Below are 14,747 nucleotides of genomic sequence, written 5' to 3' on the forward strand. Positions count from 1 at the left end.
CTCCCAAATAAGTTTTAATCATCTCATTAAAAAATACTATAAAAATAGTAATCTATTCTATACCTCTGACTCTCCTTTAGCATAAGCTTTTTCCATAAATGTACCAATCATTAATTTAAGAAAAGGAAGAGTTTGAGCATCAGATTTCAGCTGCGACTGAATCCATTCGAATTCATTATTCAATAACTGAGTGATTTCTTGAACAGCCTTTTGATGAGAGGAAGGTGTCACTTTTTCATATATACCTTCATAGCTGGATCGCTTCTTATGAGGTAAAAATTTATGTACTGCCTTCAATCCCAGTAAGGCCCGGTCTGGCGCATAGTGATGTAACAACACATAGGACAGGTGTCTCATAACATAGCGCAGCATTTCTACTGCCCAGGTAAGATTCCCTCGTTCAGCAGCCTTCTTATACTGAAAAAGGAACCATACTGTATCGAGCACATGATCATGGAACTCTTCTTGGGTCAATGTCAAGTGCTGCTTAGACTCATAGCTTTCCATCAATCCTTCCGGGTCGTAAAGTACAGTAAAAAAATCTTTATTTTGTATGTTTTTTTCCGTCACGGTAAATAAATCAATATGCAGCCAATCATCGTACACCGCTATTATCTGAGGGGCTATTATAAAAATATCATCATAAAAAATGATTTCTTTGTAGACTTTAAGATGCTCCAAACGACGTGATAGAAATTCTTTTTCTTCTCCTTCTTTAACAAGACAATATAAATCCACATCAGAATGCTCATCATGTTCTCCTCTGCCCATCGACCCTTTTAAATATATACTCTTCACACTGGAGTCCTTTTTCAAACTCTTGACAATCTTTTTCACGGCCAGTTCCTGTCTCATCTCCTACCCCCTATATGAAAATAAAATATTACGTCATTGTACCGATAATTCCCTGACTTTTCAATAACTTTTATACAACTTAAAAGCCCTCTGCAAAGGCAAAGGGCTTTTAAGATTTTATGAACTGTTCAACATACTTTTAATTTCTTCTTTGTTATTTTCAAAACCAATGAAGTTCTTAACCAGCTTCTTCTTACCAAATAATCCTCTCTTGTAAAAGGCGAAGGATGGGACGATTCGTGTGCCTGACACTTCTTTTAAGTCCTCTTCTAAGCTGCGATTTCCTTCGACATCCTTGAGCTCATACTCAATGTCATGAGAGGCCAGATACTCTTTTGCCGCCTGACAATCCGAGCAGGTCGGTCTGGTATATAGTTCAAGCTCCATTTTATTTTTCATGTATGCTTCACTCCTCGTTAAGTGCTGTTGTACCAATAATTTTTCCTTTAATTCTTATAGCTAAACAATCCCTATCATTTTTGGTTAATGGAAAATAAAATAATTGCATTATTATTAAAATTAGTTATACTTAAGTTATACAACAATTATACAAATCGAGGAGTTGTTAATTTTGTACAAACTGATAAGGCATCTTTCCCGTGAGACAGAAATATTGAAAAACCCCATGGATCAAACAGTTAAGATTTTTACTGATTATAATGAAGCCAAACATTTGGCCGAAAAATTAAATACCCATACCAAAGATAACCTGCTTTGAAAAGTTAAAAGTTATTTATGATCTTATGAAAAAGCCCTCCGGATAGGAGAGCTTTCTCTAAGAATGTTATGCGTAGTAGGTTTTGTCGGCGCGTGATTTAATACGGCATAGTACATTTATTATATGAACGAAAACGAATGCTGACTAGACCGGTTAATCATATTTTATAAAATTGTTTAAACAGAGCAGCAGTTATGAATGGATAATAAATGACCTGTCCTTCTCCCGTTGTAAACTATCCAAATAAGACTTAATTTCATATTTGCTTCTTAAGTAGATGATTTCATTTATATGATCATATATTTGAAGAGTATGTAACCTTTCCTTCATATTCCTTTTACGAGATTTATAAGTGGTATATATGTATTTAAGGAACTCCCAATCTAATTTCTCCTTACACTCTGCCCCCATATCTGACCGCGTTTTACCAATGTTCATTAGCCACCGTTTAACGGCACGATAAAGACAGATATAACGTGGAAGTTCCAAATATATAATGGTATCTGCCCGTTTTGAACGGATATCAAAAGTTTTGCTGTAATTGCCTTCAATAATCCAGTTTTCCTTTTTTACAATTTCCCGTTGCGCGTCTTTAAACTCCTCTAATGAGGCTTCCACCCAGCCCGGCTTCCAATACAACGCATCTAGATGATAGACATTTAGCTGCAACGCTTCTCCCATTTTTCGCGCAAAAGTAGACTTCCCTACTCCTGCTGAGACCCCTAAAACCATAATTCGTTTCAAGTTCCCCCACCTCCATTTTCCATTATAAGCCATATAAAAAAGTAAAAATACATTTTTATAGCTATCCACATTAGCATGAATCTAAAAAGAGCGTTCCTGTATATTACAGGAACGCTCTTTTTATACTTGGACGCCCGACAGAATGGTATTCAATATTATGCTTGCGTATTTCTTCCAACTGGAAGCAATTTCTCCCGTCAAAAAGGATTGGACTGTTCATCAAACTCTCCACATCACTTAACGGAAAACGCTTGATTTCATCCCATTCTGTCAGGATAAATGCAGCATCAGCCTCGGTCAGTGCTTCCTGCAAAGAACCTCCATAAGCTATACTTCGTGGCAGTATGGGTTTTGCCTTTTCTATAGCATGGGGGTCATAAGCAATCACGGCGGCTTTCTCTTCAACCAGCCTTTCTATGACTGTCAATGATGCTGCCTCTCGCATGTCATCTGTATTAGGTTTATAAGCAAGACCAAGTATCGCAATCCGCTTTCCAGCAAGGGAGCCAAAGCGTTGCTTTGCCTTATCAACCAATGTAGCCTGCTGATGATTGTTCACTCGAATGACAGACTTCAACAGTTCAAAATCATGCTCCACTCCACCTGCCAGATGGACGAGGGCACTGGTATCTTTCGGGAAGCAGGAACCGCCATAACCGATACCTGCCTGTAAAAAATGAGACCCGATCCGTTTATCCAGCCCCATTCCATAGGACACCTCTCCCACGTCCGCTCCGATTTTTTCACATATGTTAGCAATTTCATTGATGAAACTGATTTTGGTGGCTAAAAATGCGTTGGAGGCATACTTGATCATCTCCGCATTATTGATGTCTGTCATAAAAACAGGAACATCAAAAGGTTCATTAATTTTCTCAATAATCAATGCTGCTTCCCGGCTCTCTGCTCCAATTACGATCCGGTCTCCGTTAAACGTGTCATATACAGCCGACCCCTCCCGTAAAAATTCCGGGTTATGCACGACTTCTACCGTTACATCACGCCGCAAATTTAATCTGATCTGCTCTTTAACCCAGGCATTCGTACCGACTGGCAACGTACTTTTTGTCACAACAATGACGTCTTTGACAACGTGCTGTGCTATAAGTTCTGCTGCCACCTCTACAGCCGTTAGATCAGTTGTACCATCTGGGTTTTGTGGAGTTCCTACGGCGATATAGATGACGTCTGCATGTTGGAATCCTCCCCGGGAATCAGTCGTGAAAGATAACTTCTCAGCTTCCATATTTTTCTGCATCAAAGCCTCCAAACCAGCTTCATAGATGGGAGAGTGCCCTGCCTGCATCATTCCGACCTTTTGTTCATCTATATCTACGCATGTCACGTGGTGGCCTATCTCTGCAAGACAAGCTCCTGTAACCAACCCTACATACCCAGTTCCTATTATGCTTATTTTCAATGGTTGCCACCCCTTCATTCACCAAGCCATTCGTACAGTTGAATATCGTTGTAAACCGGATCAAAAAGGTCCTCAGACTGAAATACAGCTACTTTTCGTATCTTGTCCTGTACTTTATGTCCCTGTATTTCAAATCCCTTCACTACGTGATCCGTCAAAAACACCCGTTTTTCTTTGCTATAAGATAATCTTGATTGGAAATAATCATAGGTGTATAACTTCTTATAGGAAAAGCCAATATCAAGATATTCCATGACCCTCGATTCCTCCCATGTATAGATAATCATAGGTTCTTCTAGTTGAGACAAGTAATTGGAAAGCTGATAAACAGCCGGTGGCTCTGTTGCTTTTTCCTTGGCCAGTGCCAGTCCTTGCCAAGACTGGATCGTAATCAAAACAAGACATAGGCTGACAGTCAAAAGCTTCACACGTCCCGCCAGGTTCACGAACAATAAATACACCGATAATCCAGTCAATGGCAGGATATGCCTCGGTTTCTCCACATTCTGTGCAAATAACGCCCATAAAAAATAGCATATCCATAATACCAAAAGCCAGCGATCAAAATTTTTTATATTAACTTTATTTTTGATAGATAAAAAAACCACCAATATGATCAAGCCTGTATATAATCCAGCGATTGGCCATGCCTCCACGAACCATGCCTTCCATAATAGATTATGAAATAAAAGGATATATATCCGCTTCCATAGCGGCACGGAATCAACCGTAACGGCTCCGCCCCATTCAGTAAAATGGCCATTAACGAATCCAAAGGCGAGATCCGTGAATGTACCGAGACCGCCAGTAGAAAGAACCAATCCGGCAACCCAAACCAACTGAAAAGCTATCGCCAAGAGTGTATGCTTTAAGATAAATCGGATATAAGATTTCCTTGTATCAAATTGATCCCTCTTATTCCACCATAGCAAAAGGATACCCAATCCAAATGGAAGGTAAGACAAGCGTGTCCCCGTAAGTATGCTGAATAGTAACAAGGGAAGCAGCATCCAATAAAAGGACGACTTTGTACAGGCCTGATATAAACTCCAAATATACCACCAAAGCACCGCCACGGCAGCCGCTTCACTCATCGGTTCTGTGCTCATCACCCACATATAGCTCATCGAATGAGTAACAGCGACGAACAATAAAGCAGATGTTGTCACATAGTGGCGTCTGAACAACAGGTACATAGGAATGACAGAAGAAGCTGTCAGGAGAGAATTGAAAATGGAAAGCGCTCGGGCAGGGTCATCTAAAAAGCCGTTGATAAGCATCCCGCCCAACACGAAGTAAGGATAACCAGGAAAATGCGGCTGCATCGTATACAGATCGAAGTCCGTAACACCTAATGCAAAATCAACCTGATCCCAGGATCTGGCAAATGGGCTTACGTAAAGGAGACGGAAAAACAAAGTTAATCCTATAAATGCCAGGAATGCTGCCCATGCCAAAAAATTCTTTCTGTTAGTAGGAAATCCCGCCTTATTCATACGTCCTTCTCCTTCTTTATTGAACACAAAACAAGGCGTAATTGAATTACGCCTTGTAGAAAATCAAATTATTTAATGTTTTGTCCTGCAGTGTTATTGGTATAAGCAGCTTTCGACTGTTTTTCCATCTTCGTCACTTTTTGTTTTTCCGGTTCATCATTCTTTGCTTGAACAAGCAGGTAAATGACTACAAAGTAGCCGATATAACCAATGATTTCTTCAAGCGACGGCATCGATGAATATCCGAACAACGCTTTTAGGAAAATACCTACATCGCCTGAGAATACCGGTGCCACACCAGTATCACGCAAGTAATGGGCGTAATCAATCGGATGCTCCGGCAAGAGCCATGTAATATCATATACATGCGGCATGACACTTCCGATTATCTGCAAGTCTTGCATCATAGAAATCCCTTGGACGAACAGGCCTGCAGCAATCAATACAATGAATGCTCCCGTTACTTTGAAGAAGGTCTTCAAAGGGATGCGCATGGTTCCCTTGAAAAACAGGTAACTTACTGTGGCTGCGATGACTACCCCAGTGATCGCGCCCCAGCCCTGTAAACCTTTCCCGATATCTCCGCCAGTTATAGCAGCGAAGAAAAACACTGTTTCCACACCTTCACGAAGCACTACTAGAAAAGAGTGGATGACCATCCCAATCACATTTCCTGTTGTGACGAGCTGCCCCATCTTTCCTTCCATTTCACCTTTCAGGTTTTTGCTGTGTTTTGCCATCCAAAATACCATTTGAGTCAATAAGAAAGAGGATACAAGCATGATAGTGACTTTTAGGTACATTTCACTTCCCATTGCTGCAAAACTCGTAAATACGACTTGGAACAACATCGCCACACCGATACTGGCGAGGACAGCAAGACCTGCACCGAGCCAGACAAACTTGGAGTATTGCTTATTTTCTGTCCTCTTGAGATAGGTGGTGATAATACCAATGATCAAGAGTGCTTCTAACACTTCACGAAAGGTGATTAACAGCGCCTGGATTTCCATGATTTCCACACCTCTTTAGACTTAAGATCTTTTCCTTCTTTTCAAAAAGTAAAGTACAACGGCAATAATGACGCCGATTAAGACAATGAGCGGCAGCCAATTTTTCCACTCGGTGAAATCGGTGTACTTATCATTGGTGGATTGATTGTCGTTTTCTTCTGCTGTGGCACTCCCAGTAAAATGGCCGGCATTAAATTCTTCAATATTCAACGGTTCTTTCAAAGCTTCTAATATGAAAGATTTGCTTTCAAGATATTGTTCCTTATCAGATTCTTTCTCCCCTACCCCGAACAAACCAGGGTTTCCAAGAGCATCCAAAGCTAAATCGAATTGTTCTCTGATTTGAGCATCAAGCTCAGAATCCTGCTCTTCTATGGCCGGGGATAAAGCTTTATATGTAGCAAACCCCTTGGCCAGAAGCTTTTTACTCGTATCATACTCTTCAAAATTGTTCTCTATCGCGTTTAAGCGTCTGGCTATATTCAAGCCTAACAGCTTTTGCATATTATTGATCGTAGCTTCTTTGTCTTCCTCTTCAATGGAGTTCAGGACCAGCTCTGATGCCTCTTTCCCCATGTGCATATCGACTTCTTCTTTAACCGTATTGAACAATGCTTCAGCTTCCTCGAAGTCTGGCGGAGACTGGTTCAATTTCGCTACCATCTTTTCATATACCTGAGCGATTTTCTCTTCACTCGGGTCGCCATAAGAGTATGCAGCTGCATTTGATTGTATGGAAAATGTCAGCAATACCATGATTGCTATAAACAAACTGAATTTTTTCATCGATAGCAACTCCTGTCAAAATAAATGATAAAGATTATCAATATCAATGTCAATAAAAAAGCGCCTTCAGCCTGTCTTTTTATCGACCGAACCCTTGGTTTCTAACGGTTTACGTACAATATCGACTTTTATGTGACAACGAGACATCTCTTTGACAATCGCAGGAAGCACAGAAGTCATATAGGCACGGAACTTGATGAACGACTGCCCTTTAGAGCGTACTTGATACGTAATCGGGATTTCCTTGACACGGAAGCCTTTTCTCACCAGGTTCAATGTCAATACTTGCGCATAATTATAATCATGAATGATTTCAGCATGTTGGATAGCCTGTCTTGAGAACGCGCGCATGCCTGACTGGCCATCATAGATCCATTTTCTAAGAAGAATGGATTGAAGAAAGGTAAAGAAATAATTGCCTAAACGGCGATGGATCTTCATCCCATCAATTGTACCGAGAAATCGTGAACCCATGGTATAGTCGTATTCTCCATCTAAAATCGGCTGGATCAATTCTGGAATTTCCCAGGCGGGGTACTCATTATCAGCATCTATCATGACAGCGACATCCGCTCTCAGCTGATAAGATTGCTTGAGTCCTTCCCGCACAGAGGCCCCTAACCCTTTATTGACGGTGTGTGTATAAATATGGTCGGCTCCTGCTTCCTTCGCCACTTCCACCGTCCTGTCCGTCGATCCGTCATTGATGACAAGAATTTCGACTTCAATTTGCGGGTGAAAGTTTCGAGGCACTTTACGAATAACCTGTCCAATAGATTCTTCTTCATTATGAGCTGGTAGAAATACGATGACTTTCTGTTTCATGTTTATGTTCCTTTCTTGCATATTTGAGTGCATCTGTAAGTACGGATCCTCTGCTATGGCCAGGATAAGGGGCTCCTAATAATTGAGCTACGGTCGGTGCTACAGAAATCAAACTATGTTTATCATCAATCACTTTCCCTTGTTCAATCTGTGGCCCATACATGAAGAATGGGACATAACGCTCCCCTTCATCAAGGTGACCATGTCCTCCGATACCATCTGCCTGGCCATGATCCGCACAGATAAGCAAGGTGGTATTCTTCATATATCCCTTCGTATCCATCCAGGAAACGAACTCCTCGATCAAGTGGTCGGCCTCCTCGATTTTTTGGATATATTCATCATAGAGGACACCACGACTATGACCTGTTTGATCCGTACTGATCAATTGAATATTGAAAAAGTCCAAGTCTTCCTTTTCCATGATGCGTTTTGCATTTTCCAGAATTCCCTTGTCGACAGAATCGTTGTCCATTACAGCCGTATAGGCATCTACGTCGTCTCCCATGGCATCTATCAAATGAGCCACCCCTAGAAGACGGCCTTTTTTCCCTATTTTGCGTAAAGAGTCAAAAATTGATTCCACCTTGATACCCAGCTTCCACACCATATTCGATTTAATGCCATGCTCCTGAGGATAGGTGCCGGTCATCATGGAAGAAAAGCAGACGACAGTCCTTGCGGGGTAAACGGTTTCCATCTGAGCATATTCCGTACCATTTTTCCGAAGTTTGTCCAGGAAAGGAGTATTCGCTTCCTGGAAACGTTCCTTTCTCATTCCATCGATGACAATCATGATTACTTTATCACTTTTCTCACCGGTGTCCTCAATAGGTTCTGTTAAGGTTTCTTTTACTTCTGGCTTCCAGTCAAACAAATAGCGGTGAAGAATCCAGCTTAACGCCCATACTCCCAACAGGAACAAAGCGTATGACGTATAGTCAACCGCCATGCCGTTGCCTAGCTTGTCGTAAAACAAATCCCATACGGAAAGAATCAGTAGAAACTTAGGCAGCTGCTCCTGGGCATTTCCACTTGTCGAATCACTATTTTTCAATACAAGCTTCCAGAAACGTGTGAAATTGAGCCATGAAGTGCCAATACGTAAATGATAATAAAAGGTGCCCCAAAAAAAGACCGTAAAAAAGAAATATAGACCAAGCGCAAACGTTAATAGAGGGAGATTCACCTCACCCCAAAGGATTAAGTAGGCCACAAACGGCAGCCATAAATAATTACGTAAAAGCAAGGGGAAATCAAAGTGATAATGTAATGCCAGCAACGGCACAATTAATAACAAACTGAATCCTGCCGTTTGCCAGAAAGAAGGATTCCCCCATTCTCCTATATAAAAGAGGAGTATCGTACCGACGACAAAAATCGGTGTGAACGGTTTCCCTTCATTCAACAAGTTCCAACCTCTTGCAGCAATCACCTCAAATGTGGATGCCTGCTTCATATTAATCTTCCTTTCTTTTCAACCAATGCTTGATCGTTGACCATGAAATAGGAACACTTAAAATAAGATAAATACCTACTACAAATGAAAAGATGAATTTAAACCCGTGGGTAATGACTGCTATGGTATAGGCTTCCTTTATCGGGACTCGATAGGCCGCCAATGCAAAACTCATAAAGCTCTCGTAAGTACCGATTCCCCCAGGGGAAAAATGAAAGACTTGCCCGGCAATGGTAAAACTATTTATCCAAAGGGATTGCAGGTAGGATAATGATAGGCTGAACTCGGTAGTTACTGCGAATATAACCAGCGCTTCCAGGCACCAGCTTAGTATAATAAGGGTAAAGATAATCATACCTTTGGCCGCGAATAAAATAGATAAGATTTGCCTGGCATGATTAATCAGGACATTTCGCCATTTTTCTTTAAGCAGAAGCAAACCTAATAGAAGACCCCCGCCAATAACCAACATAATAAGAAAATAGTATGATAACGATAACCCTAAATACAGGACTCCGATAATCGCGATCAGCCCTAAAACCATCAAATCAAGCAGCCTCATGACTACGACTGATTGCAAAGCAGTTTTCCATGTCACTTTTTCCGACTGAGCCAGATAGCCTGTTCGTACAATATCTCCTACTTTAATGGGAAGGAGATGGTTTATGAATAGACTGTACATTACTCCATCCACAAACACTTTCACACTTATTTGCTTTCCTACATACAGCTGCCAGGCTTTTGCTCGAATAATAAAAGCAGCCAAATAAAAGCATGTCATCGTCGTCACTAACCAGAAGTTTCCAAATAGCTGCTTAACTTGTGATAAAATATAGGAAAGGTCGAAAACCAAGTAGGTCAACCAAATAAAGCATATGCCGACGACCAGCCTGCCTCCCCAAAATACATATCGCTTTACCCGCTGCATGAATCTGTCCAACGAACCATTTTTTCGATTCCCTCTCCAATGGAAATTTTGGGCTTGTAACCAAGTTGAGCTTCCGCTTTTGCTATATCCGCCCAAGTGGTCACCACATCTCCCATACGCCACGGTTTTTGAATAATTTCCATAGTTGGATAAAACTTTCGGAAGTTATCCAGTAATCGCTCCATTGAAATGGGATCGCCATAACCAATATTGAATGTTTCATTCTCGTGGCGCGTTTCCAGAACAGCACTGACTCCATCTACAATATCATCAATATAGGTGTAGTCCCGTGATGTCCCACTTCCATATATCTCTATGGGCAATCCTTTGGATAATCGCTCTGTAAACTTAGGAATCGCCATGTCGGGACGCGCCCATGGTCCATAGACAGTGAAAAAGCGCAGGATGGACAACTGAAATCCATATAAGTGCTGGAAAGAATGACAGAAAGATTCAGCTCCGTATTTAGAAGCTGCATATGGGGATACTACTTTCCCATCCGCCATCCCCTCTGATAGCGGCTTATCTGCTTTATTTCCATATACAGAAGATGATGATGAAAAAACCACATGAGAGACCCCTGTTTCCCCTGCATACCTCAACACATTGATCGTCATTTCAATGTCATATTGAACATAAGCCAAGGGTTCCTTCACAGAGTATGCCACTCCCGGTAGTGCAGCCAGGTGGATGACTACATCGAATTGCTTTGCTTGAAATATTTTCCGGCACTCCTGTTTATCCATCAGATCAGCATGAACAAAATGAAAATCACCAATCATTTTCACTTGCTCCAACTGCTGTTTTTTTCTATCGGGATCATAATAGGGATCAAAATTATCAACAATGGTAATATCATGATTTTCTTTAATGAGTCTGGAGCAGACGTGCGATCCAATAAAGCCCGCTCCGCCCGTAACTAATATACGCAACCTTGCCACCTCGATCATCGGTTCTCAAAGTAAAAAACCTTGTTCTGTGGAAACAAGGTTTCTTACATCTATCATAACCTATTTCAGGCTGATTTACTTCGCTTTTTCAATGATGGAATTAAGTGTTCCTTCAATCTTTTCAAGGACTTCCATCGCTTTTTCTTTTTCATCAGACTTGACCGCATCTAAATATGTCTGCGCCTGTTCATTCAAGGTATTGTATGCATCTTCTCCTTGCATACGTTTGATATCACTGGCGATCATATCAATGAATAGTGCACCTTCAAGAGCAGTAATGGCAGATTTATCTTCGCCCCAATATTCTTCACTTTCTTCATATTCATGAAGAGCTACTTTAGATAGACCACGGACAAATGCATGGTTTACGGCTTCCGGGTCAAGCTCTTTCACATCTGTTTCAAGGTTGAAATTCTTTTCAATGATTTTCGCATCTTCTTCGGCATACTTTGTTATATATTCAGAGATAGATTGGTAGAATGCCCAGCCTTCTGCTTGTTCTACTTTTGCTTTGTCCGGATCTTCTTCCGCTTCTTTAGCGGCCTTCGTTGCATATCCATTAGGTACAGCCCCTGCTGCAAGGTAGAATGTCTTCATCAATGTCTTGTCGACCACTTGCTTACCTAATTGGAAACCGAGGTTATCATCATTTTCAACAGCTTTTTCAATTTCACTGAATCCAGCGTCAATTTGATCCACCATATTGGTTTCATAAGCAGCGTCACGTTTTTCGACTGTTTCCTTCAACACTTCATAATATTCTTTTGCTTCAGCAATCTCTTCGTTTACTTCTTCTTTCTTACCCCAGTTTTCGTCGATCTCCTGGAATTCATGTTTGATAGTTAAATAGAAAACTTTTTGAGTTAATTTATCGAAGATTTGTTTGACGACCTGACCATCCATTTCACCATTTTTCCCAGCTTCTAAAGCTGTAGAAATCTGCTGATCAATGTTACCGTCACGTTCTGCTACCAGTGGCTGTAGTTGATTATTATAAAGGTCAATCACTTTTTGGTAATCTACTTCTTCGCCTTCGCCTGCTTTTGCAAGCTCGTCTTTACCTTCCTTGTAAGCAGCTACAAAATCAGCATCTTCTTCTTTATCATTGGCTTCTTCGCTCTCACTGCCGCTTTCCTCCGAAGCTTTTTCCTCTTCGTTGCCTTGCGTTGTTTCTTCTTCTTTACTTTTATCCTCAGAACCCTGATCACTCTGCCCACATGCAGCTAGTACCAGTCCAATAGCTAACAACAGATATAACAGAACACTCTTCTTAAACATTTCGGTTCCCCCTGTACTTATGTATTAATTGATAATGAATTTCATTTGCAAAAATAATTATATAGAGAATGATTCTCATTGTCAACCTGCTCGCTAGCTAGATTCAGAGTTTTCACGTATTGTTCATAAATACATCCTTATCAATAAAAATGAAGCAGCTTTAAAAACAAGACTGCTCTTCGGTTTGTTGCTTGTTCTCAGCAGTATTATTTCTTCTTTTGTATGTCCATGATGACCCTTGCACTCTATTTTCATTTAAAAAAATTGTTTAGTAGATGTTAAAAAATACAGGTAATAACGACCATGATATTAGACCCATTAAACAAAACAGATACCGGACTTTATCCACGGGTTGAGTGCGTCTTAGTCTGTCCCCGTCTCATTCTGCTTCTTTCCTTCTACGTTTAAATACCTACCTGCTATTCCCTCAATTTACATTCCTTAACAGGGAGTTAATGTTTACTCCCTATAATTGCAATTGTTCCAAACAATAGGAATGAAGAAAGGGGACGAGCACATGTCTGAAAAAAGATCGATGGATGAATTGATTCAACGATTGAACGAAGAAACGTTACAGAAGGATGTCGACAGAAGAGGATTTCTACAGGGAGCCGGTAAAATTGCCGGAATTTCTCTAGGGATGGTAGTAGCTCAATCGATGGGCGGAATAAGTGTCGAAGCGGAGGAAGAAAGCTTTAGTGATTACCCATTTACACTTGGTGTCGCTTCTGGAGACCCTCTTTCTGACAGTGTTGTTTTGTGGACAAGATTAGCTACTGACCCACTAAATGGTGGCGGGATGCCAAACAGGAATATCCCTGTTAAATGGGAATTGGCCAAAGATGCTCACTTCCGTCAACTTGTCCAACGAGGTACGGAAATTGCGAGTCCAGAGCTGGCCCACTCCATTCATGCAGAAGTAGAGAACCTGCAGGCGGACACCGTGTACTTCTACCGGTTCAAGGTTGGAAATGATTTCAGTCCAGTCGGGAAAACAAAGACACTTCCAGCCAGTGGAGCACCGACTGCAAGTCTTACGTTTGCGTTTGCTTCCTGCCAACAATATGAACATGGCTATTATACTGCCTACAAGCATATGGCCAAGGAAGACCTTGATCTTGTTTTCCACCTTGGAGACTACATTTATGAATATGGCCCGAATGAATACGTGGCAAAGACAGGAAATGTCCGCACCCATAAAGGACCAGAAATTAAAACCTTAGACGATTACCGTAATCGTCATGCGCAATACCGCTCTGATAAAGACCTGCAGTCCGCTCATGCGGCGTTCCCTTGGGTAGTGACCTGGGATGACCATGAAGTAGAGAACAACTACGCTGATACTATTCCGGAAAAAGGGCAATCGGTCGAGGAATTCGTCCAACGTCGCATCGCCGCCTACCAGGCTTACTATGAACACATGCCGCTCCGCAAATCATCGATGCCCCATGGCCCTGACATGCAATTGTATCGTAACTTTTCTTACGGAGATTTAGCTGACTTTTATGTATTGGATACGCGCCAGTATCGTTCCGACCAGGCTAATGGTGATAAAAGCTCACCGCAAACAGAAGAATCATTGGACCCTTCTCGCACCCTGCTCGGGGACAAGCAGGAACAATGGCTGCTGGACAACATGAACCAGTCAAACACACATTGGAATGTCCTGGCACAGCAAATATTCTTTGCGAAAAGGAACTATGGCCCAAGTCCGGAAGAGCCGCGCTACAGCATGGATGGCTGGGATGGGTACATCCCTGCCCGTAAGCGGATCATCGACTTTGCCAACATAGAAAACATGGATAACTTGATTGTTCTGACAGGTGACGTGCATGCCAATTGGGCGTCCAACTTACTGGCCGACTTTGATGACTTGAAATCCCGTATTTTAGGTGCTGAATTTGTCGGTACTTCGATTACTTCTGGTGGGAACGGAGCAGACAAACGCGCAGACACCGATCGGATCCTAGACCAAAATAAACACATTAAATTTTTCAATGATTACCGCGGTTATGTCCGCTGTGAAGTCACTCCGACCCAGTGGAGAACAGATTATCGCGTACTTCCATTCGTATCTGTTTCCGGAGCAGATATTTCTACTCGAGCCTCTTTTGTCTATGAAAAAGATCAAGCTGGTCTCAAGGAAGTGTCCGCGACCATCGTGCCACAAGGTAAACAGTCGTCCAATGAAGTGGAGGACGACAGGCATAAAGCCCATGACCGTGCACACAAAAAACAAACAAATCAGGGAAAACAAAAGCAACCGAACTAAAGG

Annotated in this window: 14 protein-coding genes; 2 read left to right on the forward strand and 12 right to left on the reverse strand. The window is 41.6% G+C overall.

Annotated features, from left to right (window positions below):
• Positions 1–57: 57 nt before the first annotated feature.
• A complete protein-coding gene (locus BLV00_RS05635) occupies positions 58–855 on the reverse strand; it encodes a nucleotidyltransferase domain-containing protein (RefSeq protein ID WP_093043278.1) in 798 nt (265 codons plus the stop codon).
• A 117-nt stretch (positions 856–972) separates the two neighbouring features.
• Positions 973–1,254: a glutaredoxin family protein gene (locus BLV00_RS05640; protein WP_093043280.1), complete on the reverse strand. Its 282-nt coding sequence runs from the start codon at positions 1,252–1,254 to the stop codon at positions 973–975.
• A gap of 172 nt (positions 1,255–1,426) precedes the next feature.
• Between BLV00_RS05640 and BLV00_RS21905 the strand changes: the two genes are divergently transcribed.
• The gene (locus BLV00_RS21905) at positions 1,427–1,573 is read left to right on the forward strand and encodes a hypothetical protein (RefSeq protein WP_176791340.1); all 147 of its coding nucleotides are present in this window, start codon (positions 1,427–1,429) and stop codon (positions 1,571–1,573) included.
• A gap of 192 nt (positions 1,574–1,765) precedes the next feature.
• On the opposite strand, the gene BLV00_RS05645 is transcribed toward BLV00_RS21905, so the two are convergent.
• The 10 genes from BLV00_RS05645 to BLV00_RS05690 all read right to left on the reverse strand — a co-directional run bounded on the left by BLV00_RS05645 (position 1,766) and on the right by BLV00_RS05690 (position 12,472).
• On the reverse strand, positions 1,766–2,317 hold the full coding sequence (locus tag BLV00_RS05645; RefSeq protein ID WP_093043282.1) for a P-loop NTPase family protein: 552 nt from the start codon (positions 2,315–2,317) through the stop codon (positions 1,766–1,768).
• Positions 2,318–2,420: 103 nt separating this feature from the next.
• Positions 2,421–3,737, reverse strand: coding sequence for a UDP-glucose dehydrogenase family protein (locus tag BLV00_RS05650; RefSeq protein WP_093043284.1), 1,317 nt, complete (start codon positions 3,735–3,737; stop codon positions 2,421–2,423).
• Between the two features lie 14 nt (positions 3,738–3,751).
• A complete protein-coding gene (locus BLV00_RS05655) occupies positions 3,752–5,233 on the reverse strand; it encodes a glycosyltransferase family 39 protein (RefSeq protein ID WP_093043286.1) in 1,482 nt (493 codons plus the stop codon).
• Positions 5,234–5,301: 68 nt separating this feature from the next.
• A complete protein-coding gene (locus BLV00_RS05660) occupies positions 5,302–6,246 on the reverse strand; it encodes an FTR1 family iron permease (protein WP_093043288.1) in 945 nt (314 codons plus the stop codon).
• Positions 6,247–6,267: 21 nt separating this feature from the next.
• On the reverse strand, positions 6,268–7,032 hold the full coding sequence (locus tag BLV00_RS05665; protein ID WP_093043290.1) for a hypothetical protein: 765 nt from the start codon (positions 7,030–7,032) through the stop codon (positions 6,268–6,270).
• 66 nt (positions 7,033–7,098) lie between these two features.
• On the reverse strand, positions 7,099–7,857 hold the full coding sequence (locus BLV00_RS05670) for a glycosyltransferase family 2 protein (RefSeq protein WP_093043292.1): 759 nt from the start codon (positions 7,855–7,857) through the stop codon (positions 7,099–7,101).
• On the reverse strand, positions 7,820–9,316 hold the full coding sequence (locus BLV00_RS05675; RefSeq protein WP_093043294.1) for an alkaline phosphatase family protein: 1,497 nt from the start codon (positions 9,314–9,316) through the stop codon (positions 7,820–7,822). Before BLV00_RS05675 ends, BLV00_RS05670 begins: the two co-directional genes overlap by 38 nt.
• A gap of 1 nt (position 9,317) precedes the next feature.
• Positions 9,318–10,244, reverse strand: a complete 927-nt coding sequence (locus BLV00_RS05680; protein ID WP_093043296.1) for a lysylphosphatidylglycerol synthase transmembrane domain-containing protein — start codon at positions 10,242–10,244, stop codon at positions 9,318–9,320.
• Entirely contained in the window at positions 10,232–11,194 is a 963-nt protein-coding gene (locus BLV00_RS05685; protein WP_093043298.1) for an NAD-dependent epimerase/dehydratase family protein, read from the reverse strand. The genes BLV00_RS05680 and BLV00_RS05685 overlap by 13 nt, the downstream gene beginning before the upstream one ends.
• Positions 11,195–11,269: 75 nt before the next feature.
• A complete protein-coding gene (locus tag BLV00_RS05690) occupies positions 11,270–12,472 on the reverse strand; it encodes a hypothetical protein (RefSeq protein WP_093043300.1) in 1,203 nt (400 codons plus the stop codon).
• 517 nt (positions 12,473–12,989) lie between these two features.
• Here BLV00_RS05690 and BLV00_RS05695 point away from each other — a divergent pair.
• Positions 12,990–14,744, forward strand: coding sequence for an alkaline phosphatase D family protein (locus BLV00_RS05695; protein WP_093043302.1), 1,755 nt, complete (start codon positions 12,990–12,992; stop codon positions 14,742–14,744).
• Positions 14,745–14,747: the final 3 nt, after the last annotated feature.

The organism is Thalassobacillus cyri (assembly GCF_900107755.1).
Classification (GTDB): Bacteria; Bacillota; Bacilli; order Bacillales; family Halobacillaceae; genus Thalassobacillus; species Thalassobacillus cyri.